The sequence below is a fragment of the Methanofollis sp. genome (genome assembly GCF_028702905.1).
Taxonomy (GTDB): Archaea; Halobacteriota; Methanomicrobia; order Methanomicrobiales; family Methanofollaceae; genus Methanofollis.
Genome location: NZ_JAQVNX010000032.1, coordinates 1 through 21175 on the forward strand (window position 1 = coordinate 1; position 21175 = coordinate 21175).

21 protein-coding genes and 1 tRNA gene are annotated in these 21175 nt (G+C 60.4%); 14 read left to right on the top strand and 8 right to left on the bottom strand.

The genetic code is table 11. The features are described 5' to 3' along the window. Positions 1–116 precede the first annotated feature (116 nt). Positions 117–188: transfer RNA gene (locus tag PHP59_RS05690), tRNA-Thr, on the bottom strand. Between the two features lie 72 nt (positions 189–260). After that, positions 261–1031, bottom strand: a complete 771-nt coding sequence (locus PHP59_RS05695) for a YkgJ family cysteine cluster protein (protein WP_300164926.1) — start codon at positions 1029–1031, stop codon at positions 261–263. Between the two features lie 1101 nt (positions 1032–2132). On the opposite strand from PHP59_RS05695, the gene PHP59_RS05700 reads away from it, so the two are divergent. Beyond that, on the top strand, positions 2133–3017 hold the full coding sequence (locus PHP59_RS05700; protein ID WP_300164929.1) for a glycosyltransferase family 2 protein: 885 nt from the start codon (positions 2133–2135) through the stop codon (positions 3015–3017). 248 nt (positions 3018–3265) lie between these two features. Here the strand turns inward: PHP59_RS05700 and PHP59_RS05705 are convergent, their stop codons facing one another. Continuing rightward, positions 3266–3661: a thioredoxin family protein gene (locus PHP59_RS05705; RefSeq protein ID WP_300164933.1), complete on the bottom strand. Its 396-nt coding sequence runs from the start codon at positions 3659–3661 to the stop codon at positions 3266–3268. A 26-nt stretch (positions 3662–3687) separates the two neighbouring features. After that, positions 3688–4707, bottom strand: a complete 1020-nt coding sequence (locus tag PHP59_RS05710) for a phosphate uptake regulator PhoU (protein WP_300164937.1) — start codon at positions 4705–4707, stop codon at positions 3688–3690. Positions 4708–4851: 144 nt separating this feature from the next. Between PHP59_RS05710 and PHP59_RS05715 the strand changes: the two genes are divergently transcribed. From PHP59_RS05715 to PHP59_RS05735, 5 genes are all read left to right on the top strand, one after another. After that, a complete protein-coding gene (locus PHP59_RS05715) occupies positions 4852–5700 on the top strand; it encodes a phosphate ABC transporter substrate-binding protein (RefSeq protein WP_300164940.1) in 849 nt (282 codons plus the stop codon). 120 nt (positions 5701–5820) lie between these two features. Further along, positions 5821–7695, top strand: a complete 1875-nt coding sequence (gene pstC, locus PHP59_RS05720; protein WP_300164976.1) for a phosphate ABC transporter permease subunit PstC — start codon at positions 5821–5823, stop codon at positions 7693–7695. A 1-nt stretch (position 7696) separates the two neighbouring features. Further along, positions 7697–8458: a phosphate ABC transporter ATP-binding protein PstB gene (pstB, locus tag PHP59_RS05725; RefSeq protein WP_300164943.1), complete on the top strand. Its 762-nt coding sequence runs from the start codon at positions 7697–7699 to the stop codon at positions 8456–8458. An 8-nt stretch (positions 8459–8466) separates the two neighbouring features. Beyond that, the gene (gene phoU, locus PHP59_RS05730; protein ID WP_300164946.1) at positions 8467–9117 is read left to right on the top strand and encodes a phosphate signaling complex protein PhoU; all 651 of its coding nucleotides are present in this window, start codon (positions 8467–8469) and stop codon (positions 9115–9117) included. A 513-nt stretch (positions 9118–9630) separates the two neighbouring features. Beyond that, the gene (locus PHP59_RS05735; RefSeq protein WP_300164949.1) at positions 9631–9936 is read left to right on the top strand and encodes a ferritin family protein; all 306 of its coding nucleotides are present in this window, start codon (positions 9631–9633) and stop codon (positions 9934–9936) included. Here PHP59_RS05735 and PHP59_RS05740 read toward each other — a convergent pair. From PHP59_RS05740 to PHP59_RS05750, 3 genes are all read right to left on the bottom strand, one after another. Further along, positions 9926–11473 (bottom strand): MBL fold metallo-hydrolase, encoded by a 1548-nt coding sequence (locus tag PHP59_RS05740; RefSeq protein WP_300164951.1) that lies wholly within the window; start codon positions 11471–11473, stop codon positions 9926–9928. The two genes, PHP59_RS05735 and PHP59_RS05740, sit on opposite strands and share 11 nt — an antisense overlap. A gap of 46 nt (positions 11474–11519) precedes the next feature. Beyond that, entirely contained in the window at positions 11520–12251 is a 732-nt protein-coding gene (locus PHP59_RS05745) for a methyltransferase domain-containing protein (RefSeq protein ID WP_300164953.1), read from the bottom strand. Positions 12252–13254: 1003 nt separating this feature from the next. Next, entirely contained in the window at positions 13255–13623 is a 369-nt protein-coding gene (locus PHP59_RS05750) for a hypothetical protein (protein ID WP_300164955.1), read from the bottom strand. Positions 13624–13716: 93 nt separating this feature from the next. Between PHP59_RS05750 and PHP59_RS05755 the strand changes: the two genes are divergently transcribed. Then, a complete protein-coding gene (locus PHP59_RS05755; protein ID WP_300164958.1) occupies positions 13717–14211 on the top strand; it encodes an SET domain-containing protein in 495 nt (164 codons plus the stop codon). An 18-nt stretch (positions 14212–14229) separates the two neighbouring features. Here PHP59_RS05755 and PHP59_RS05760 read toward each other — a convergent pair whose 3' ends face one another. Further along, entirely contained in the window at positions 14230–14700 is a 471-nt protein-coding gene (locus PHP59_RS05760) for a peptidylprolyl isomerase (protein WP_300164960.1), read from the bottom strand. 69 nt (positions 14701–14769) lie between these two features. Here PHP59_RS05760 and PHP59_RS05765 point away from each other — a divergent pair, with 69 nt between their 5' ends. The 7 genes from PHP59_RS05765 to PHP59_RS05795 form a co-directional block, all read left to right on the top strand. Continuing rightward, positions 14770–15108, top strand: a complete 339-nt coding sequence (locus PHP59_RS05765) for a HEAT repeat domain-containing protein (protein WP_300164962.1) — start codon at positions 14770–14772, stop codon at positions 15106–15108. 407 nt (positions 15109–15515) lie between these two features. Continuing rightward, positions 15516–17084: an ABC transporter substrate-binding protein gene (locus PHP59_RS05770; protein ID WP_300164964.1), complete on the top strand. Its 1569-nt coding sequence runs from the start codon at positions 15516–15518 to the stop codon at positions 17082–17084. 37 nt (positions 17085–17121) lie between these two features. After that, positions 17122–17886 carry a class I SAM-dependent methyltransferase gene (locus tag PHP59_RS05775; RefSeq protein ID WP_300164966.1) on the top strand — a complete coding sequence of 255 codons (765 nt, stop codon included), beginning with the start codon at positions 17122–17124 and terminating at the stop codon, positions 17884–17886. 25 nt (positions 17887–17911) lie between these two features. Next, the gene (locus tag PHP59_RS05780; RefSeq protein WP_300164968.1) at positions 17912–18853 is read left to right on the top strand and encodes an ABC transporter permease; all 942 of its coding nucleotides are present in this window, start codon (positions 17912–17914) and stop codon (positions 18851–18853) included. Next, a complete protein-coding gene (locus PHP59_RS05785) occupies positions 18846–19745 on the top strand; it encodes an ABC transporter permease (protein ID WP_300164970.1) in 900 nt (299 codons plus the stop codon). The genes PHP59_RS05780 and PHP59_RS05785 overlap by 8 nt, the downstream gene beginning before the upstream one ends. After that, the gene (locus tag PHP59_RS05790; RefSeq protein ID WP_300164972.1) at positions 19742–20677 is read left to right on the top strand and encodes an ABC transporter ATP-binding protein; all 936 of its coding nucleotides are present in this window, start codon (positions 19742–19744) and stop codon (positions 20675–20677) included. The genes PHP59_RS05785 and PHP59_RS05790 overlap by 4 nt, the downstream gene beginning before the upstream one ends. Continuing rightward, the coding region (locus tag PHP59_RS05795) for an ATP-binding cassette domain-containing protein (protein WP_300164974.1) at positions 20653–21175 on the top strand (523 nt) is incomplete at its 3' end. The genes PHP59_RS05790 and PHP59_RS05795, both read left to right, overlap by 25 nt.

Below are 21175 nucleotides of genomic sequence, written 5' to 3' on the forward strand. Positions count from 1 at the left end.
CTGGCCTGATCACGGAGAGATGATAGTAGCACATCGATCATGGCCGCGCAATCTGCATAGTCCGCCAGAAATGACAAAATTACGGATGAAACACGGGATTCGAACAAAAGAAAGAGAGCCCCAGGCGAGAGTTGAACTCGCGACCTGCTGATTACAAGTCAGCCGCTATGCCACTAAGCCACTGGGGCGCGGATGCATTATACGTTGATCATGCCTGATAAAAAAGATGGCGATGCCCCGACCCTCCCCTGCCCCCCTGATCAGGCACGCCTGACCTTCCCAACCCTGCGAGATGTCACGCCATAATCCCCGCAGACGGCCGTCATCTCCTCGAATGCCCCCCGGCAGCAGACACGCACCGGCACCGGCACCCCCTTCCGGAATGCGGCCATCTGCCGGTCATAGACCTTCTGGATATGCCGCAGATCATTGGCGGCGAAGTAGTCATGAAGGCACCTGAGAAACGCCACTTCCTGATCAAGGTACGCCTCTTCATAGGCCCTCACCTCACGGGCGATCTCGCGCGCCTCATCCTCCCCGATTGAGGCATAATATTCGCCGTGCTGGTTGAGTCCGCTGATCTGCCGCCAGTCCACGGTGCCATCCTCCCCCTCCTCGCGGTGGAGCATGTAGGGGTACACCCTGCAGATGGCCATCCGGCGGTCATAGATGGTGCACCGCCTCTCCTCAGAGAGAAAGACGCATGTCCCGTCGTCCCGTGTCCGCAGCGCATAGCCGGAGACATAAAACGTCCCGTTCTGATCACAGAACTCGAAGTACGGCGCGGGCATCAGGACAGAAGGGTCTATCGTCTTCACCTGCTCGGTGTCGTCATCGAGGAGAAAGACATGGTCGTTAAGCTCCCGCGTGCAGCACCTGCCGCAACAGGTGCAGGAGAACCCCACCTCTCTGATGATACGGACGAGGTCTGCATCAGGGTAACCGAGGAGCGCATCGGTCTCAGCCTCGATGTCGGCGATCATCTGGCCAAAACGGTCTGTCGGGGCGGGAGCTTGCTGGTGATGGTCCATCACTATAAGATTGCGGCCCACAGGAGATGCTCTTTCCGGCCGGGGATCACCCGGGATAGCGGCCAGGTATTATCTCGGAACACCCGTGATCCTGCCGCGTATGAGGTACTGGTCGCCCATTGCTTACTCTTCGGACATGTCTGGAAGATGGCAGAAGAGGTCTGCACCGGGGGTCAGGGAGGTCGACGGCGCCAAAGCCAAACTACACCGCGTGCCGGAGACCCTGCTAGCATGGGTGATCGACAGATGGAAGTTACCGCAAGTGCGGAGGGCCGGACACACGTTCCGCTATGCGCTCAGGAAGATCCCGGCACAACCGACGCCGTGCTCTTCGAGACGCCCGCCACGCGTTAGGAATCTGTGCGAGGCAGTTTCTCGATGCGACCGGCGGGCTCTGGAAAAGAGTCCTCCTCGGCGGTGGCATGTCTTCATGAGTACGGTGACCCGGCACGGATGTCAGGAATCGACGATCCTGATTTTCAGTACGAAGCCCCTCCACCATGGCATGGTCGTCATCGGGCTTCCATATCTGCTGGCCGGAGCACTCTCGAAGAGGGCGCCGGTTGTTCGTCGTGCGGGGCATCGAACATCGCCGGTGATAACACCAGACGGCCGAACCAGAACGAAAGAACCGGAGCACGTTTTCAAGGGAGGTACGTTGCTGCGGTCGCACGCAGATCGCCCCTGATAGGAAGAGCATTCTTGCCGCTACAACAGGTCAGGATAAGAAATGAAACCCTTGCCACTCCCTGACATCAGGTTTCATGACCATGATAGGGAAATATCTCTGTTTCTATGGATAAATCAAGAAATGGCGGCATTTGTGGCGGATAAACTCCGACCGATCATGGGGAAGGTATAAATACCCAATGTCCCATTAGAGTCCTTCACGAGAAAGCACATCGGTGCGATCCCGGGGGGGACAGAGGAACATTGACTATTTTACCGAATGACGCGTACGTACGCCCGGAATACGATCCGATAACTGCCCATATGGACTCGCCTCTAGCCGAGATCGTACGGCCGGATCTGGAAAAAAGCCGTATCGACGGGGCCCATTCTTTTGGAACGGTCATATACCGCCCCACACAAACGCCCAAAATGGGGAAATCACTTGCAGCCATTCCCTGTTACAATGAAGCCGTCACCATCGGTTCTGTTGTCCTGCAGACACGGAAATATGTCGACGAAGTCCTGGTCATCGACGACGGGTCGACAGACGACACCAGGGCCATCGCCATTGAGGCGGGAGCGAAGGTCATCACCCATGCGGCAAACCGCGGCAAAGGAGGTGCGGTGAGAACGGCACTGAAATACGCACAGGACGGCGCATTTGACTTCATCGTCCTCCTTGACGGCGACGGCCAGCACGACCCGCGCGAGATCCCGGCACTGGTGGAGCCGGTGCAGGAGGGAACGGCTGACCTTGTCATCGGGTCGCGTTTCCTCAGCAGCAAGAACAGGATCCCAAAATATCGTCAGCTCGGCCAGATGGTCCTCACGACCATGACGAACTTCAATGCCCGGCATACGACGACCGATTCCCAGTCAGGTTTCAGGGTGCTCAGCAGGTCCGCGATCGAACGCTTCACCATGGAGTCGAAGGACTATAACGTCGAATCAGACATGATCACCAGTCTCTCAGCACAGGGGATCTCTATCACGGAAGTGCCGATCTCGGTGACGTACGACGTGCCTAACAAGCACAAAAAAAATCCGATCACCCATGGCTTCGGTGTCTTACGGAGCATCATGGGGACGATGGAGTACAGCAACCCGTTCCTCACCTTCGGCGTCATCGGCATCGCAGCCCTGGTGGTGGGGATCGCCTTTGGCGTCACCGCCCTCTCGGCCTATGTGGCCACCGCGACCCTGCCCTTCTGGACGTCGCTGCTGGGAGGCACCTTCACCTTGCTCGGCGTCCTCTTTCTGATGGCAGGGATCACCCTCAGGTATGTTGCCATGACGGTCAGGAGAATGGCCTGAGGAACGTCGTCAAAAAAGTGGAGGGACAGGCATCTCAGAAAAAAGACACATATATACGGGGGGGACGTGTCGCTGAGACCCCTGTTCGCTCCTACATACACTGGTGGATTACAATATATAAATCTTATTCTTTTGTTCTGGGATTTATATTTTGGATTGGGGATCTAACTTTTGTTCGACTCCCGGGAGGCCAGGCGCACTCCCGGAGATCGGGGAAAGAGACGTTCCTTATCCAGAACAAACGCCAGTCATGCATACCCGCTGATATCATAATCGATCTCCGTGCTGCTCTGTGCACACCCCTCGCCATGCTTCAGGAAGTCGTCGATGTTCTTCTTCAACAGCGCAGGGAACGCCGCACCGACGATCTGCTGGATCGCCTTTCCACCGCAGAAGAAGAGGAACGAAGGGGTCTGGCGCACAGCATAGCGCTCGGCCGTCCCGGCATTGCCTATTGCATTCAGGCGTGCAAAGAGGATCTGGCCCCGGTGCTCCCCTGCAAACTGCCTGAAGAAAGGTTCAATCTGCTTGCAGAAGGGGCACGTGGGGCTGTAGAACATCACCACGGCAGGTCCCTTCCCTTTCTCGACCGCCGCCTCCCAGGTGGTGTCGGTCACCTCCACCAGATCGGTACCCTCAGTCATAGGGAGAGGAGACACCGTCATCCCGGTTAATGCTTGCCCCCGGCCTCCCGGTCGATGAGGATGTTGATGGTGTTTTCACAGATATCGGTGGAGTATTCGCCGATCCTCCGGATGCTGTCGGAAAGTGAAACGAGCGCCGTCGCCGTGGCAGGGGCGTACTTCAGCGCCGCCTTGTTGATCGCACGCGCTTTTTTCTCGAGATCGGCGACCTGCTGAATGGCCGCATTGGCACTCTCCAGGTCCTCGCTGAAGAGAGAGGAGATCGCACGATCGAAGATCGCCTGGGATGTCCCGCTCGCCTCACCAATCATCGCCGCCATCCCGGTGTCGATTCCCTCCTTGAGGAGGACGATCGCGTTCTTTGCAATCCTGGTACCGTGGTCCCCGATCCGTTCGATGATCCGGGAGGTGAGGAAATAACTCATCGCCGCCGCCGGGGTGACGTTCATCCGACGGGAGACCGCGGGGTCGTCGAGCACCAGGTGGCACTGGCGGGCGATGAGCCACTGGAGGCGGTCCACGTCATTGTCCCGCACGATGACGTCCTCGGCAAGTTTCTGGTTGCCGGACCGCAGGGCCTCGATGCCGTCCTGGTGCATGCCCTTTGCGATCACCGCCATCCGTGTGATCGTCTTTTCGAAGGGCATCTCGACAGGGTTGAGCAGGTCCTTGATGGTGACCGAGGTCTCGGTCTCCTCCACGACCTCCTGTCCGATAGCCATCTGGGTGAACTCCCTGACCTGGATCCTGATGGACGGCGGCATCCTTCCCTGCGCCCTGAGGGTGATCGTGGTGTACCCGGCGATGTACGCCCCGACAAGACAGCGGTACAGGAAGGCCTGGTCGGTGGTTGCGCTCACCGGGAACTCCTTCGTCCTCTGGGCGGCGACGGCATCGATCCTGGGTGTGACGAGAAGCGTGCCGTCCTGCTGGGCGATCAGGCCGAGGGGATCGTTTTTCTTAATATTTGAGGCAAGAACCCACTCTTTCGGGAGGGATACGATATAGGACGAACCCCCGGTGACCTGCACCTTTCTGATCTCCATAGATCAAGGTTCTCTGGACGAGAATATATCTCTTGCCCGGACCTATATAGTTAGACATACTCTCTACCGAATATATCGCTCGATATAGTATCATTCGGAACCGATTATATCCTGTGGCCAGCCTTTTACTCATGGTGAAACACCGTGAAAAACAGCAAGACACTCTTCCTTGCCGTGCCTCTCCTGGCACTTCTCCTGATTGCGACCCTCTTCTCCGGCTGCACGGGCGGCGGAGGCGACACGACACCGGAGAGCCTCTCGGTCACCGGCTCCACGACCGTCCTCCCTGTCGCCCAGAAGGCGGCCGAGGCGTACATGGATACAGACCTGCAGGCTGACATCCAGGTGAGCGGCGGCGGTTCCAGTGTCGGCGTCCAGGCCGTCGGCGAGGGCACCGCCGATATCGGCATGGCCTCCCGCGACCTGAAGGATTCGGAGAAAGAGAAATATCCCGACCTGGTCCAGCACGTCGTGGCGAAGGACGGGATCGCCGTGATCGTCCACCCCGCGAACACCGTGGAGACAGTCACCACCGCACAGGTGAAGGCGATCTACCAGGGCGCCATCACGAACTGGAAGGAACTCGGCGGCCCTGACATGGCGGTCGTCGTCGTCGGCAGGGACAGCGCCTCAGGCACCCGCGAGTTCTTCCAGGAGGCCGTCATGAACAAGGAGGACTTCGTTCCCAGCCAGCTTGAGAAGAACTCGAACGGTGCGGTGAAGCAGACCATCGCCCAGACGCCGGGCGCCATCGGCTATGTCGGCCTCGGGTACATCGACCCCACGGTGAAGGCGCTGAAGGTCGATGTGAACGGCACGGCCGTCAAACCGACAGTCGCCGCCGTCGTCAGCGGGGACTACCCGATCGCCCGTTCCCTCAACATGTTCACGAAGGGCGAGGCCTCCGGCCTTGCGAAAGAGTACCTCGACTTCATCGTGAGTCCTGAAGGGCAGAAAATCGTCGAAGAAGAGGGCTTTGTCCCGGTCGCCTGATCGGCAGGGAGACGGGACAGGAAATTTCTACCCTTCCTCTCTCCCATGAGGTGAAGCACCAGCATGAACAGTCATCTTCAGGCAGCACGCAACGCCTTCCCCTCAGGGAACAGGCTTGCCATGGTGAAGGAGAGAGCCATCGGCCTCATCTGGCTGACCGCGGCCTCCGTCGCCACACTCACAGTCTTTTTCATCCTCCTCTTTCTCCTCCGTGACGCCCTCCCCGTCTTCGAGACCGTCGGCATCGTCGAATTCGTCTTCGGGGAGACCTGGAACCCCACCGGCGCGACCCCGTCGTACGGCGCCTGGCCCCTCATCGTCGGGACGCTCCTCGTCACCCTCGGAGCGGTGGCCATCGCCGTGCCCCTCGGCATCGGGAGCGCGGTCTGTCTTGCAGAACTCGCCCCGCCCCGCGTGAAGGCCGTCGTAAAACCGGCCATCGAACTCCTCGCCGGTATCCCCTCGGTCGTGTACGGCTTTTTCGGCCTGGTGATCCTCACCGACTGGCTCCGCATCTCCTTCGACGTGCCGTCAGGGGAGAGCTGGCTTGCCGGGTCCATCCTCCTCGGCATCATGGCCCTCCCGACGATCGTCTCGGTCTCCGAAGACGCCCTGAGCACGGTGCCCCGCGCCTACCGGGAGGGGAGCCTCGCACTCGGCGCCACACGCTGGCAGACGATCAGCCGCGTCCTTGTCCCGTCGGCCCTCTCCGGGATCACGGCGGCGGTGATCCTGGGCCTGGGCCGCGCCATCGGCGAGACGATGGCCGTCATGATGGTGACAGGGAACGCCGCCATCATCCCGGACCCCATCACCAATGTCCTCTCCCCTGTCCGCACCCTCACCGGCACCCTCGGTATCGAGATGGGCGAGGTGGCTGTCGGGTCCCTCCACTACCACGCCCTCTTCGGGGTGGCGGTGGTGCTCCTCGTCATCACCCTTGTCGTGAACCTCGCCGCCCTCTGGATCATGGCGCGGATCAGGGCAGGGCAGGGCGCCGCGTTCCCGGGAGCGGACAGGCGGCAGGTGAAGAGAGTCCTCTCCGTCATCGCTGTCCTTGCGGCCGCGGCAGTCATCTTCGCCGTCCTCCCGCCGGTCCCGGCCCTCGCGGTCCTCCTCGTTGCGGCGGCGGTCTCCCTTGCCCGTAACCACGTCTCCCCGGCGACCGCCGAGAAAATCGCCTTCTCCACTCTCTGGGCGGCGATCGGGATCGTTCTCTTCATCCTCGGGATTATCCTCCTCTTCATCGTTGTCAACGGCCTCCCGGCCCTCTCCTGGGAGTTCCTCACCCAGGCGCCCCGCGACCTCGGGCGGGCAGGCGGGATCTTCCCGGCGATCGTCGGGACCCTCTGCCTTGTCGGCGGCGCCATCCTCTTCGCCCTCCCGATCGGGATCGGGGCGGCTGTCTACCTCACCGAGTACACCCGCAGCGGCCGCGTCACCGCGCTCATCAGGAGCGGGATCGACCTCCTGAACGGCATGCCCTCGATCGTCTTCGGCCTCTTCGGCTTTACATTCCTCGTCCTCTTCCTCAACTTCGGTGTCTCCCTCCTCGCGGGCATGGTCACTCTCGGGCTCATGATCCTGCCGACGGTCATCAGGACGACAGAAGAGGCCCTGAAGACCGTCCCGATGGCGATACGGGAGGGGAGCCTCGCACTCGGCGCCACGCGCTGGCAGACGATCAGGCAGGTCGTCCTGCCCCCGGCCCTCCCCGGCATCCTCACCGGCACGATCCTCTCGATCGGGCGGGCCGCCGGCGAGACGGCGCCGATCCTCTTCACGGCGGTCGTCTTCTCGAAGCGCTTCCTGCCGACATCGGTCTTCGAACCGGTGATGGCCCTCCCGTATCACCTCTTCATCCTCACGACAAATGTCCCGGGCGCGGAGACGAACCAGTACGGCACCGCCCTCGTCCTCCTCATCCTCGTCGTCGGGATCTATGCCGCCGCTATCGCCCTGAGAAATCACTACCAGAAGAATGTCAGATGGTAACATGACAGAGACTGCAATCCTCTCGGCCAGAAACCTCAACCTCTACTACGGGGAGAGTCATGCCCTGAAGGAGATAACGATCGATATCGCGCCGAAGAGGGTGACCGCCCTCATCGGCCCCTCGGGGTGCGGGAAGTCCTCCCTCCTCCGATGTTTCAACCGGATGAACGACCTGGTCGAGAATGTCAGGATCGAGGGGGAGATCCTCTTCGCAGGTGAGGATATCACCTCTCCTCAGGCCGACGTCGTCGCGATCAGGAAGAGGATCGGGATGGTCTTCCAGAAACCGAACCCCTTCCCGAAGTCGATCTACGAGAATGTCGCATATGGCCCGAGGGTCCACGGCATCAGGGACGCGAAGGCCCTCGACGCGATCGTGGAGAAGAGCCTCCGCGACGCCGCCCTCTGGGAGGAGGTGAAGGACCGTCTCCACTCCTCGGCCATTGGCCTCTCCGGGGGGCAGCAGCAGCGCCTCTGCATCGCCCGCACCCTCGCGGTCGAGCCCGAGGTGATCCTGATGGACGAACCCTGCTCGGCCCTCGACCCGATCGCCACGGCAAAGATCGAGGCCCTGATCGAGGACCTGAAGACGCGCTACACGGTGATCATCGTCACGCACAGCATGCAGCAGGCGGCGCAGGCAAGCGACTACACCGGGTTTATGTACCTCGGCGAACTCGTGGAGTTCGGCGAGACGACCCAGATCTTCGAGGCCCCGAAGAACAGACTGACAGAGAACTATGTGACCGGCCGTTTCGGATAGGTGAAAGGATGAGCGAGAAGTTTCATGACGAACTGAAGGCCCTGAGAGGGGAGTTCATCGAATACGGACAGTTTTCAGCGGACATGCTGAAGGACGCCTTCAGGGCGCTGAAGGACGGGGACACGGACCTCGCGGACGCGGTCCTCCAGCGGAAAACCCACCTTGCAGAACTCTCCGACCACTTCGACGAGCGCCTGCTCACCCTCATCGCCCTGTACCAGCCGATGGCAAAGGACCTCAGGGTGATCGCCTGCACCCTCAAGATGAACGACGCCCTCTACCGCATCGGACGGTACGGGAAGGACATCGCCATGCTCGTCCCGGAGTTCGCCGCATCCGGCCACCTCGGGCGGATGCTCAACCTCCCGTACATGGCCGAGATGGTCTTCTCGATGGTCGACGACACCCTCCGCGCCTACGAACAGGGGGACATCGCCCCGCTCGCCACCTTCTCCGAGAGGGACGACTGCGTGGACGACCTCAGGTACTCGGTCTTCAGGGAGGGGGTCACCTACATGATGGAGGACCCGAAGAACATCGAGAGGTGCATGGACTATGTGATGGTGGCACGGTATCTCGAAAGGTGCGGTGACCACTGCTGCACGATGGCCGAGAAGATCCACTACATGGTGATGGGGAAGAGGATCGAGATCAGATGAGGGGAGGGGTCTGGAAATTTCTTTTCTGGAGTTCCTGCGGGTGGGGCCATCCAGATATTTTTCGCTCTTCGTCGGTCCTATCCAGAGCGAAAGAGCGGAGGCATAGTCTTCCGCAGAGAAGCCGCTGCCTTCCCCCCAATCGAGACCGGGGGCTCTTCGAAGGTCTTCGACCTTCTCGAACTCGCTATCGCTCGTTGCCCCCGGACCCCCATTTAGGATAGGACCGGGGAAGAGTGAACAATAGCATCCAGAGGAGGGAGAATGCCGTATCTCCGCCTATCCTGAGCGGGGGTCCGGGGGCGTAGTCCCCCGGCACAGGTCCTTCAGAACAAAATATCTACACACCCTCTTTTTCATAGAACCACCCTCGGCCTCTATTGTGGGAACACGGCAGATACATCCGTCATCTCCAGGAATCGGCGAATAAACCGACCCCGCACATGACGACCTCTCCAGATCCGATGCGATGCCTTTATCACGCTCCCGGCAGAGGAGTTGGTCGGAGGAAATGATATGCCGGAATTTGGCAACCCGTTTGCAGGCACCGCATACGGCCGGAAGCTGACCGATGCCGAACTCGTCCGCGCGATCCGCTTCATGGTCTCGGCGGAGTACGAGGCGGTCCAGCTCTACCAGCAGCTTGCAGAGTCCACGGACAACACACTCGCACAGGCGGTCCTCCTCGACATCGCCGGGGAGGAGATCGTCCATGCGGGAGAGTTTCTCCGTCTCCTGAAGGAACTCTCGCCCGAGGAGGAGGGATATTACGCAAAAGGGACAGAAGAGGTCGAGGAGATGATCGAGAAGATCAGGAAGTGACCGTCTCGTCTCCCTTTTTTCCTGTCGGGGTGTAGTGTTCGACCTCCCCGAAGACCTTCAATTTGCCGTCCTCAAGGACGGAGACCGCACCGTGGCCGCCGCAGATGATACAGCGCTTCCCCTGCGCGGCGAGGTCGCGGTCCACCGCGGCGGCAATGTCGAGGAGGGCGTGCCTCTCCTCTCTGGCCCTGCCCGAGTCCACGTTCACCGAGGTGACCAGAAAGTCGGCGAGGGAGTTGTAGACCCTCCTCTCCTCGGTGAGGCTGCCGAAGTTGATCACCGTGTCGCTCGTGAGGAGGATGCCCTCCTCGGGACAGAAGAGGTAGACCAGGCCGTGGACGTGGCCGCCGAGGCTCTCCAGCACCTCGAAGGTCCTGCCGCCGAAGGTGAACCGCTCAAGGACCGGGAAGATCCCCCGCACCTCGCCTGTCGGGCCGCCGAAGAGGGTGAAGTCCTTCGGCGGGTTGAAACGAGAGAAGAGGTTGATCATCGTCGTATAGACGGTCTCCAGGACCGAACCCTCGGCAGGGGAGCCGTAGGCGCGGTCAGAGGTCTCGATGACGGCCAGGGTGCCGGGGTGCATGTACGCCGGGGCGTCGTAGAAGCCGCCCGCACCGCAGTGGTCGGCGTCGGCATGGGTGATCACCACCCTCCTCAGTTTCGTGCCGTCGCCGATGCCATAGTGCCTGAACATCCCGAGGACGTCGGGGTAGTAGATGCCGTAGCCGGTGTCGACCATCATGGTCTCGTCAGGGGTCTCGAAGACGTAGATGCTGCCCCCGCCAGGGAGCTGGAAGCAGAAGAGTTCCATCTCCGGGGTCACCCTGACTCGCTGGACGTCGGCGTAGAATCCGTCGCCGCAGGTCCGGTTCAGGCTCTCGCCGGTCTGTAGAATGCTCGCGAAGACCTGTCGCGGGTCGGCGCCGCGGGCGGCGAGGTCCTGGGCGATGTGGTTCATGTCGCCGAGGAGGCGGAGGAGGAAGTCGTCCCCGGCCTGCCCGGTCAGCTGCCGCAGACGCTGGGCGAACCAGATATAGAAGACGGTCTCGTCGAGTGTGTCGCCTGTCTGGTCGTACTCCAGGATCTCGATCGGGTATTGCGACTTCAGGCTGTTGAGGAGGGCGTCGACCCTCCCGCTCTCCTCCAGGCTGAGGGCGAGGGTCAGGCGGTCGGGATGGCTCCCCGTGTCGTCGAAGTCGACGTGCGCGATATTGGCGCCGACGGTCGTCGTCAGGTCAAGGAACGCGGAGAGTGCGCCGGGAACATGGGGAAGGGTGACGTGGAAACGCAGGAAACTCAGGCCCGGGAGGTGGGTCTGGAGATAGCCGATGGCGGCGAGGTCGTTCCTGATGGCGACATGTGCCTCGGGATATGCCGTTACCTCAAGAAAAACGGTGGATGGGTCGATACACCTGCTGTACTGGATGCGGTTGATGTTCCCGCCGTGCCGCATGATGATCCCGGCCGCCCGGTGAAGGGCGCCGGGACGGTCGGGCATGCGGGCGACGAAGGAGATCTTCTCTTTCTGGGCCTCCATATCTGGAGATCAATGGGAGGACCGCGGCAATAAATGTCGGGGGTCCTCAGGACGGGACGAGGACATAGACGGCAAAACCCATGTACTCCCGCCCGTAGGCGGCGTACTCGTCCTGGATACGGTAGAGGTACTCGCGCACTTCGTCGGCGTCCGTGTCGTCGGGGTGGTCGCGCAGCCAGGCAAGGAGCCCCTGCCAGTTGCCCGACTCGTAGGCGTCCCAGTCGTCGGGCGACGCCCGGAAGATGGCCGCGACATCGAAGCCCGCGTCCCGTGCCGCCTGAAAGATCTCGTACTCGGTGAGGACGTCGCGCCACTCCCGGGCAAACTCAGGGGGGACGTTGTCCCGCGCCCAGTACCTCTCGCCGATGACGATCCTGCCGTCGGGCTCAAGCCACTCGCTCATCGCCTCAAGGGCACCGGCAAAGCCGCCCCAGATGTGGGAAGAACCGATGCAGGCCGCACAGTCGTACGGGCGGTCGGGCGTCTCGTCCCGCACGTCGGCCAGGTCGATCCCGATCCGCGGGGAGAGCCCCTCCTTTGCGAGGAGGGCCGCGGCCCGCCGGCAGGCGTCCTCCCTGATGTCAAGGCCGCGCCCGGCGATCCCGAACCTCTTCCCCCAGAGAGCAAGGATCGTCCCGTAACCGCAACCGAATTCCACAACCCGGTCATCGGCGGAGAGGCCGGCCACCTCACCGGCACTGACCACCTTTTCAGGTGTCGTGGGGTTCATGATGGCCATGCCACTCGTCGAGATCGAGATGAGATCAAAATATTCCACCCTGAAACGTGGATGGTCCGGGGATATAGGGCCATCGCAGGGTGCGTGAAAGGGGGGTGTGAGAAGGGCAGGTGTGCCTGCCCACCTGTTCAGAGCCGGTTGGACCTGGTGCTCTTCTTCACCGGCGCAGCTTCTGTCTTGACATCCGCGTCCTTCTTACCCCTGGACGAGGAGCGCTTCTGGGTCTCATAGGTCATAGAGGACTCACCTCCTATCCTGATCAGATATTCTCAGATCTGTCATGCGAGGGATAAAGATTGTCGGAGCGCAACGGAAGATCCTCCCGGCGAACCGTATTCCATGGGCATTCCAGAGGGTTTTGCGCGGAGCGCGCCGGAGGGGATCAGGAAAAAGAAGAGGGGCATCTTCCTCTGCCGGCATGGGCGTGTGTCTTTCCATCATAGTGGTGTTTGCCGGGGGGCCAGGTCATCGAGGTGTGACCAGAGGAAATTTGAAAAATCTTTGATTGACCCCGGGCTCGATTGTGAGAACAGCGTTATATCTCTTCCTGGATCAGAGGGGCGACCAGAGCAGGAGGGTTTCTCCAGAGCCGACCGAACAAAAAATGAAGTTTGGCTCTGGAGAAATCCCCGGATCCTATCCCTGCGGTGCCTGCAGGTCCGAATGTGGGTGTGTGGCCCTGGTGAACACGCCCGGGTAAAATACGTCTGTATATGCCCCCGATCAGGGGATCACACCTCCCATTCGGGGCTATATCGGGGAGATCCTGCGATCCGGGCATACCGGGGGCCGTGGGCAAAACAGGCTGAAATCCGGCAGGACTCAACGCCCTCTGGCCGCCGATATGATTGGGAGTAATGATTCCCTTCTCCCGCCCCCTCAGGTGCCGGGGAGGGGGAGGGAGCGGGGCTGGAAATCGTCCGGATCCGGGCTCTGGAGAACCCTCATATTGAGATTGATATCGGCATTCCAGAGCGGGAATTCTACAGTGACCTCTCCAGGAAGCGATCACTCTACGCGAAGGTTTCTCCGGGTCCTGAACTTAAAGGTCGATGCCGCGTTCTCTCAGTTCTTTCGTCTTTTTCTCGGAGCAGGCCTCGCACCTGAACTCAGGGGCGCCGTCGTCTGTCCGGTCATAGTTGGAGGTCATGACAAGGCGGTATCCGCGGCAGACCTTTCCACAGTCCACGCACCTGATATTCTCCTTTACTTCCCACTGGGCGGCGAGGGCCTTGGAGGTGAAGATGAAGCGATCCACCCAGAAGAAGATGAGACCACCGATGAAGTTGGCGATGATGGTGGCGGTGATGGGGTCCATCGTGGAGAGGAGGATCAGCACGCCGGCGAGGAGGGGAGTCGAGAGTTGCCACCTGATGAGGTAGAGCCCGTAACGCTTGAAATTGACGTCCATATATCTGTATAAATTCAGAATCGCGGATAATAAACCTGAGTATGAGGACAGGGGAAGAACCTTCATCTCCCTTGCCATGCCACCTGATCAGATATGGCAGATGCAGAGACAGAGGAGGGCGCATCCACCTCTTCTATAGTGTCGTCGGTGAGACTGCATGACGGCGCCGAAGGCGCGGATATCGAAGGCCAGATCCACCCCCCCGATATCGTCGTCGGAGAGACGGCAGGGCGGGGCCGCGGTGTCTTTGCCGCAAGGGACTTCCTGCGCGGCGAGGTGATCGAGGTCTGCCCGGTGATCGTCTCGGCAGGCGCCGGGGATGAGGGTCTCATCGACCAGACAAACTTCTTCAACTACTACTTCGGGTGGGGAGAGGGGGAGCGGGCCTGTGCGGTCGCCCTCGGCTACGGTTCGCTGTACAACCACTCATACCACCCGAACGCCGACCACCGCCGGGACTTCGCCGCCGGCACGATCACGGTCGCGGCCTGCCGGCGCATCAGGGCGGGCGAGGAGATCACTATCAACTATACCGGCCCGGTGAACTGCCGGGACCCGGTCTGGTTCGACGTCGTGGGAGAGGAATAAAAAGAGACGGGGCAGGGTTCAGAGAACCTCTGCCTTCGTGATCCTGACCTCGGGGACAGGCCGGTCCTGACGGTCGGTCCTCGCATTTCCGATGGCGTCGACGACCTCCATCCCCTCGACGACCTTCCCGAAGGCCGGGTGCATGCGGTCGAGATAGTTGTTGTTCACCAGGTTGATGAAGAACTGACTTCCCCCGGTGTTCGGGCCGGCATTCGCCATCGAGATGGTGCCGCGGTCGTTCCTGTTCGAGGGCGTGAACTCGTCGGGGATCGTGTAGCCTGGCCCGCCCATGCCGGTGCCGGTCGGGTCGCCGCCCTGGATCATGAAGTTGGGGATGACCCGGTGGAAGATAACGCCGTCGTAGAACCCTTCTTTCACCAGTTTTTCAAAGTTGCCGGCGGTGATCGGCATGTCGGCAAACAACTGGATGGTGATGTCGCCCATCGTCGTGTGGAGGACGACCTTTGCTCCTTCTGGATGGTCTCCCATGACTTTTCCTCCCTGTTCCATAGTGCGGGCGACCATAAGAGTTCTTCCTGATCCGCGCACAGGGGGGGTATGGCCGGAGAGGGCGACGCACGGCGTGCCGCGGAGCACGAGAGGATGGTGGAGGAGTTTCTCCAGAACCTCACCCATGAGAGGCCTGAATATCGGTGGGGTGCCGCGGACGCCCTCGGCAGGCTCGGGGACAGAAGGGCGGTCGAACCCCTCATCGCCGTCATGGACGACCCCGACCCGCGGGTGCGGAAGAAGGCGGCATGGGCCCTCGGGCAGCTCGGCGACATGCGGGGGCAGAGGTCTCTTCTTGCGGCGATGCGAGATCGTGACGAGGATGTCAGGGAGATCGCGGAGGAGGCGTACGAGATACTGAAGAGGAAGGTCTTTGGTGGGGAGTGAGAGACATCCTCCCTATCTTTCAACTCTTATTCGTCCGATTCAAACACGAACCAGACGACAACCAGTGCAGGCTTGACCCCGAATAGCATTGTGGCTGCAGATTCTCCGGTGGTCTTCGAAGAGCGCGAGCACCACACTCCAACAGAGATGACCGTTTTCAGGAAAATGCCTGCCCCTTCCACCCCCGACGACAATACCAATTTGATAATGCGTGTGCACCCGGTAGAATTTTTATTGTAGTGTCTGATACCCCGTGCCACCAGTACAAGATTTAGTAATATTTAAGTCCCGTGGCCCTCAAAAGAAACAATGCTCTGTCGACATCGTGATGCCGCCAATATTACCTTAAAGACGGCATTTCAAGCACACATCGCCACATGGACAGAGTTGAGAAATTTCGAGGGAAAATGATGAGAAAAACATACGGACTCTTCCTCATTCTTGTCCTGGTGACTGGCATGCTGGCCGCCGGGTGTACATCGAACGTATCTTCAGGATCAGATCCTGGAAAAACCCTTGTCGTCGGGGAGATGTGGCGCGTCTCGTCGATCAATCCCGGAGAAGGGCACGACGGAGGCACCTTCATCACGGAAAAAGCAATTGTGACCGAGACCCTTGTCGCAGCAGACGCCAATTTCAACCTTGTACCAAACCTTGCCACCGACTGGCGGCAGGTCAATGACACGACCTGGGAGTTCGACCTCAGAAAGGGAGTGCGGTTCCACAATGGAAAGGAGATGACCGCCGAGAGCGTGAAGTTTTCACTGGACCAGGCTGCCAATAGATCCCCCAACATCGCAGCACTGCTCGACTACAAGTCATGCGACGTCGTGGACCGCTATACGATCCGCATCCACACGAACACGTTGAACCCGCTTGTGCCGGGAACGCTGCATCACCCTGACACGGCAATCATCCACCCCGACTCGTATGACGCCTTCGGGAAATTCGTCAAACCGATCGGGACAGGCCCAATGAAGCTCGAGTCCTTCAACGAACAGACCGGTGAGACTGTTGTCGTGAAGAACGACGATTGGTGGGGCGGAAAGCCCGGCCTCGACAGGATGATCCTCCGCAGTTACGAGAGCCCGGAAACCCGCGCCATGATTATCGAGAAGGGAGACGTCGACTTCACCGTCGACCCGCCCTACAGCGAAGCCGACCGCCTGGATGCGATCGACGGCATCCATGTGGAGAAGTACGACACGCCGCGGGTTTACAAACTCGACGTGAACCTGAAACACCCGACGATGAACGATAAGAATATCCGCAAGGCAATATCCCACGCAATCGACCGGGACGGAATCGTTGAGCATGTCCTCTACGGGGTAGGGAGTCCGGCCGGTGGCGTCTTCCTTCCGACCATGGCCTGGTCGAACACCACCCTGAAGCCCTACACCTACGACCCGGCGCTTGCAAAGCAGTACCTTGCCGATGCGGGATGGACCGACACGGACGGCGATGGGTTCGTCGACAAGGACGGGAAGAACCTGAAACTCAAGATCCTGACCTACACCGAGCGTCCTGGACTGCCGCCGATGCTCGAAGCGATCTCTGCAAACCTCAAATCGGCCGGTATCGAGACCGAGGAGGCCTGTATGGAGTACAGCGCCCTGGCCCCGATTATGAAGGACGGCGATTGGGACCTGTACCTCATTGCGGCAAACCTCGCGATGGTCCCCGACCCCGAGTACGTGCTCAAGAGTTGGTACACCACGGCAAGTCCGGGGAACACGGCAGGGTACAGCAACCCGGTGATCGATCAGATGATCCTGGACGGCCACCGGATCTCGGACATCAATGAGCGGTACGACCACTTCCGCCAGATCGAGGGAATCGTCTACGACGACCTCCCGACGATCAATATCGCCTACTATGGCGTTGCCGTCGCCATGAAGGATGACGTAAAAGGCTACAAGTTCGATCCGACCGCACACGACTACCGTATCGACCCGTTCATGACCATCTCGTCATGAACGCGCCTTTTTTTCTGCATGAGAGGAGCAAAAAACCATGGACGATGCCACGATAAAATCAAAGATCGGTCGTACCTGGGATGATGAAGCCGGATATTACGACACTCATGTCTCGCACGGGATCCAGACCGATGAAGAGAAAGGACTCTGGAAAGCAGCATTTTCATCCGTCCTTCCGGGCGATCGGGACCTCCGCGTTCTGGACGTCGGGTGCGGCACCGGGGCGATGGGACTGGTGCTTGCTGAGATGGGGCATGACGTCACCGGCATCGATCTTTCGAAGGGAATGATGCAGGTCGGAGAGGAGAAGGCGGCGAAGCAGAACCTTTCGATGGCATTTCAGGTCGGCGATGCGGAAGATCCCCCATTCGAACCCGGAAGTTTCGACGTCGTCGTGAACAGGCACCTGCTCTGGACGCTCCCCCACCCCGACACCGCACTTGCGAACTGGTACCGGGTGCTGAAACCCGGCGGCATGGTGATGGTCGTCGACGGCGTCTGGGACGACGGGCGATTCGGGACGCGGGTGAAGCGCCGGATCAGCGACACCCTTGCCGGTCTCCTGGACCCGCACCCGCACGGGGAGAAGGGATATGATCCCGGCGTCAGGGAGGTGCTCCCCAACCGCGGTGGCGTGCCTGAAGACGCGGCGAGGCGGTACCTTGCCGATGCGGGCTTCACCCGGATTGCCGCACTGAACCTCATGAACATTCGGGAAAATCAGCGGAGACGTCTTCCCTGGTATCGGAAGATCGTCGCCAGCACGTCATATTACCTGATCTCCGGCAGAAAAGTCGAGTAGATCGTACATTCTGGATCTGGGAGATATGCACCATTATATCATCAAACGGATAGGCTATCTTCTGCTTACGCTGGTCATTGCCTCCATGTTCACGTTCGTCGTGGTGAACGCAATTCCCGGCGAACCCGCCGAGATCCTGACCAAACATATTTTTGTCGGCCTTGAAGAGGCGGCTCCTCCCGAGATGGTGGCGGAGATCTCGGAACGCTACGATCTGAACAGGCCCCTGATGGAACAGTACCTTGCATGGGTGGGCGGAATGCTCCACGGCGACCTCGGGTATTCGTTCCTCTTCAACAAACCGGTGACCAGGTTGCTGAAGAACGCCCTCCCCCCGACGCTGATGCTGGCGGCAGCGGCGGTTGCCCTATCCCTCCTCATCGGGTTGCCGCTCGGCATCTGTTCGGCCCTTCGCCAGGGCAGGATCTCGGACTGGATCATCCGCCTGGCCTCGATCTTCTCCGTCTCCATGCCTTCCTTCTGGGTCGCGGTGATGCTGATCCTGGTCTTCAGCATCTGGCTGGATATAACCCCTGTTGCAGGATACGGCGGGATAGAATTCCTGGTCCTGCCGGCATTCGCCCTGGCGATTCACTCGGCGGCGTCGATCACCAGGATCATGCGCACGAGTCTGCTCGAGACCATGGAGAAACCGTTCATCACCTTTGCCCGGGCGAAAGGACTGCCCACGCGGCGGGTCATCGCCGACCACGCCTTCAGAAATGCCCTGCTCCCTGTTCTGACGGTCGTCGGGATGTCGTTTGGCTCCCTGCTTGCCGGAACGGTGGTGATCGAGACCATTTTTTCCTGGCCCGGACTCGGGAGTCTGCTGCTCAAGGCGATATCGGCACGGGACGCCGTCCTGATCGAGAGCACGATCATGGTGATCGTCTTCATGTTCCTCATCGTGAACTTCGTCATCGACCTGCTGTACCATGTCATCGACCCGAGGATTACCTATGAGTGAAGGGTATGCGACGAAAGAAGAGCGGCGCGGGCCCGCCCGGATTCGTGATGCGGAGTGGTACGGCCGCTTCATGCAGCACCCGCATCTTGTTGCGGCGTTCTGCCTGATCGGTCTCTTCCTCCTGCTGGCCATATGTGCGCCGTTCATCGCACCGCAGGATCCGAACGCCCAGAACCTGTACAACAAAAATCAGGGGCCGTCCGCGGACCATCTCTTCGGCACCGACTACCTGGGACGGGATCTCTTCAGCAGAACGCTCTGCGGTCTGCAGACTTCCCTCTCTATCGCACTTGCCACCATTGCCCTCACCTTTGTGATCGGGACCGGGGTCGGGTGCTACTCGGCATACAGCGGCGGATGGGTGGACGACGTGGTCGCACGGGTGATAGATGTATTTCTGGCGTTTCCGACGATCATCCTGGCGCTTGCGTTGATCACCCTGATAGGGCCGGGTGTCCTGAATATGGTGCTGATGCTGGTGGTGGTGCAATGGGCGTCTTTTGCCCGCCTGATGCGCGGACAGGTGCTCTCTGAGAAGAATCAGGACTATGTCCTCTCGGCACGGGCGGCCGGTCTGCCGGGGTGGTGGATCGTCACCCGTCATATCATACCCAACGCGATCATGCCGGTCGTGATTCTGGCGACGATGGATATCGGCCATACGATCCTGACGATCTCGACGCTGAGTTTCCTCGGCCTCGGCATACCGCCGTCGGTGCCCGAGTGGGGTTCGATGATCAATGCGGGGCTGAACTGTATGCGGGTTGCACCCCTGAACGTGGTTGTGCCGGGACTTGCGATCACAGCGGTGACGCTGGTCTTTAATGTGGCCGGAGAAGGGTTGCGCGATGTAACGACAGATCAGGGGCCTGAGAGCGGGGCGACATTATGAGCGCGGTCCTCGAGGTCAGTGACCTGAACGTGACGTTTCGGACGAGGTACGGCGGGATACGGGCGTCGCAGGGGATCACGTTCTCCGTACAGAGCGACGAGATCTGTGTCCTCGTCGGAGAGACGGGTTCGGGAAAGTCGGTGATCGGTCAGGCCGTCCTCCACCTTCTTCCTCCCTCTGCACAGGTGAGCGGGAGTGTCCGTTATCTCGGGCAGGAGATGCTCGGTATGGGGGAAGACGCGTTTTGTGCATACCGGGGACGCGAGATTTCCCTGATCCCCCAGAACCCGTCAGGGTCTCTCGACCCCCTGATGAGAAACGGGGTGCAGGTCGCGGAGGTGATGACGGGGCCGGAGAGCGGACGGGACGCAGAGGTGAGGCGGATACTTTCTGGTCTGCGGTTCGACGACCCGGACCGCGTGGCGGAGTCGTACCCCCATGAACTCTCCGGGGGTATGCGGCAGCGTGTGACGACCGGCATTGCGGTGGCGTCCCATCCTCACCTGCTGATTGCCGACGAACCGACGAAAGGTCTGGATTATGCGGCGCGGAAGGTGACGATGGAGGTGCTGTCCGCCCTGAAAGAGGAAGAGAACGCATCGATTCTTCTGATCACGCATGATCTGGATCTTGCACGAATGATCGGCGACTCGGTGGGAGTGCTGTACTCGGGGGAGATGGTCGAGTTCGGGCCGTGCAATGAGGTCTTCTCCGACCCCTGGCATCCGTACACGAAAGGACTCCTCAGAGCGCTGCCCCGCAACGGCATGGTCCCGATGCCGGGCGCCACGCCGGGCCTGGAGAATCTGCCGGACGGCTGTTACTTCAATGAGCGGTGCGATCGTGCCTGCGAGAGGGGGGCAACCGTGCATCCGGGATGGACGAAGAGAGAGAGGAGGGGTGTACGGTGTCATCTGAACTGCTCAGAGTAGAGCATCTGCGCAAGACGTACGGCCACGGCGACATCTTCTCGGACGTGAGTTTTACGCTTGAGCCGGGAAAGACGATGGGGTTCTTCGGGATGAGCGGGTCCGGGAAGTCGACGCTTGGCAGGTGCATCCTCGGTCTGGAACGCCCGACACGAGGATCCGTCTGGTTCGAGGGTACGGAGGTCTCAGGCCTGAAGGGGAAGGCGCTTGCACGGATCAGGCCGGGGATGCAGATGATCTTTCAGCACCCCGAGGTGTCGCTGAACCCGAAATGGAAACTCTTCGACAGCGTGACCGAACCGCTGGCATTTCATCAGAAGCGCGAGCGGGAAGAAGTTTTTCAGGATCTGATGCCCCTGATCCGTGCGGTCGGGCTGCGGCGCGAGCAGTTCTCCCGGTATCCCCACCAGTTGTCGGGGGGCGAGATCCAGAGGGCGATGATGGTCAGGATCTATTCGCTCGCGCCGAGACTGATCGTGGCCGACGAACCGACGTCGATGC

Coding starts and splice junctions, on each gene's coding strand:
- PHP59_RS05695 (WP_300164926.1), bottom strand. CDS start 1,031: ATGGACCATCACCAGCAAGCTCCCGCCCCGACAGACCGTTTTGGCCAG.
- PHP59_RS05700 (WP_300164929.1), top strand. CDS start 2,133: ATGGGGAAATCACTTGCAGCCATTCCCTGTTACAATGAAGCCGTCACC.
- PHP59_RS05705 (WP_300164933.1), bottom strand. CDS start 3,661: ATGACTGAGGGTACCGATCTGGTGGAGGTGACCGACACCACCTGGGAG.
- PHP59_RS05710 (WP_300164937.1), bottom strand. CDS start 4,707: ATGGAGATCAGAAAGGTGCAGGTCACCGGGGGTTCGTCCTATATCGTA.
- pstC (WP_300164976.1), top strand. CDS start 5,821: ATGGTGAAGGAGAGAGCCATCGGCCTCATCTGGCTGACCGCGGCCTCC.
- pstB (WP_300164943.1), top strand. CDS start 7,697: ATGACAGAGACTGCAATCCTCTCGGCCAGAAACCTCAACCTCTACTAC.
- phoU (WP_300164946.1), top strand. CDS start 8,467: ATGAGCGAGAAGTTTCATGACGAACTGAAGGCCCTGAGAGGGGAGTTC.
- PHP59_RS05735 (WP_300164949.1), top strand. CDS start 9,631: ATGCCGGAATTTGGCAACCCGTTTGCAGGCACCGCATACGGCCGGAAG.
- PHP59_RS05740 (WP_300164951.1), bottom strand. CDS start 11,473: ATGGAGGCCCAGAAAGAGAAGATCTCCTTCGTCGCCCGCATGCCCGAC.
- PHP59_RS05750 (WP_300164955.1), bottom strand. CDS start 13,623: ATGGACGTCAATTTCAAGCGTTACGGGCTCTACCTCATCAGGTGGCAA.
- PHP59_RS05755 (WP_300164958.1), top strand. CDS start 13,717: ATGGCAGATGCAGAGACAGAGGAGGGCGCATCCACCTCTTCTATAGTG.
- PHP59_RS05760 (WP_300164960.1), bottom strand. CDS start 14,700: ATGGGAGACCATCCAGAAGGAGCAAAGGTCGTCCTCCACACGACGATG.
- PHP59_RS05765 (WP_300164962.1), top strand. CDS start 14,770: ATGGCCGGAGAGGGCGACGCACGGCGTGCCGCGGAGCACGAGAGGATG.
- PHP59_RS05770 (WP_300164964.1), top strand. CDS start 15,516: ATGATGAGAAAAACATACGGACTCTTCCTCATTCTTGTCCTGGTGACT.
- PHP59_RS05775 (WP_300164966.1), top strand. CDS start 17,122: ATGGACGATGCCACGATAAAATCAAAGATCGGTCGTACCTGGGATGAT.
- PHP59_RS05780 (WP_300164968.1), top strand. CDS start 17,912: ATGCACCATTATATCATCAAACGGATAGGCTATCTTCTGCTTACGCTG.
- PHP59_RS05785 (WP_300164970.1), top strand. CDS start 18,846: ATGAGTGAAGGGTATGCGACGAAAGAAGAGCGGCGCGGGCCCGCCCGG.
- PHP59_RS05790 (WP_300164972.1), top strand. CDS start 19,742: ATGAGCGCGGTCCTCGAGGTCAGTGACCTGAACGTGACGTTTCGGACG.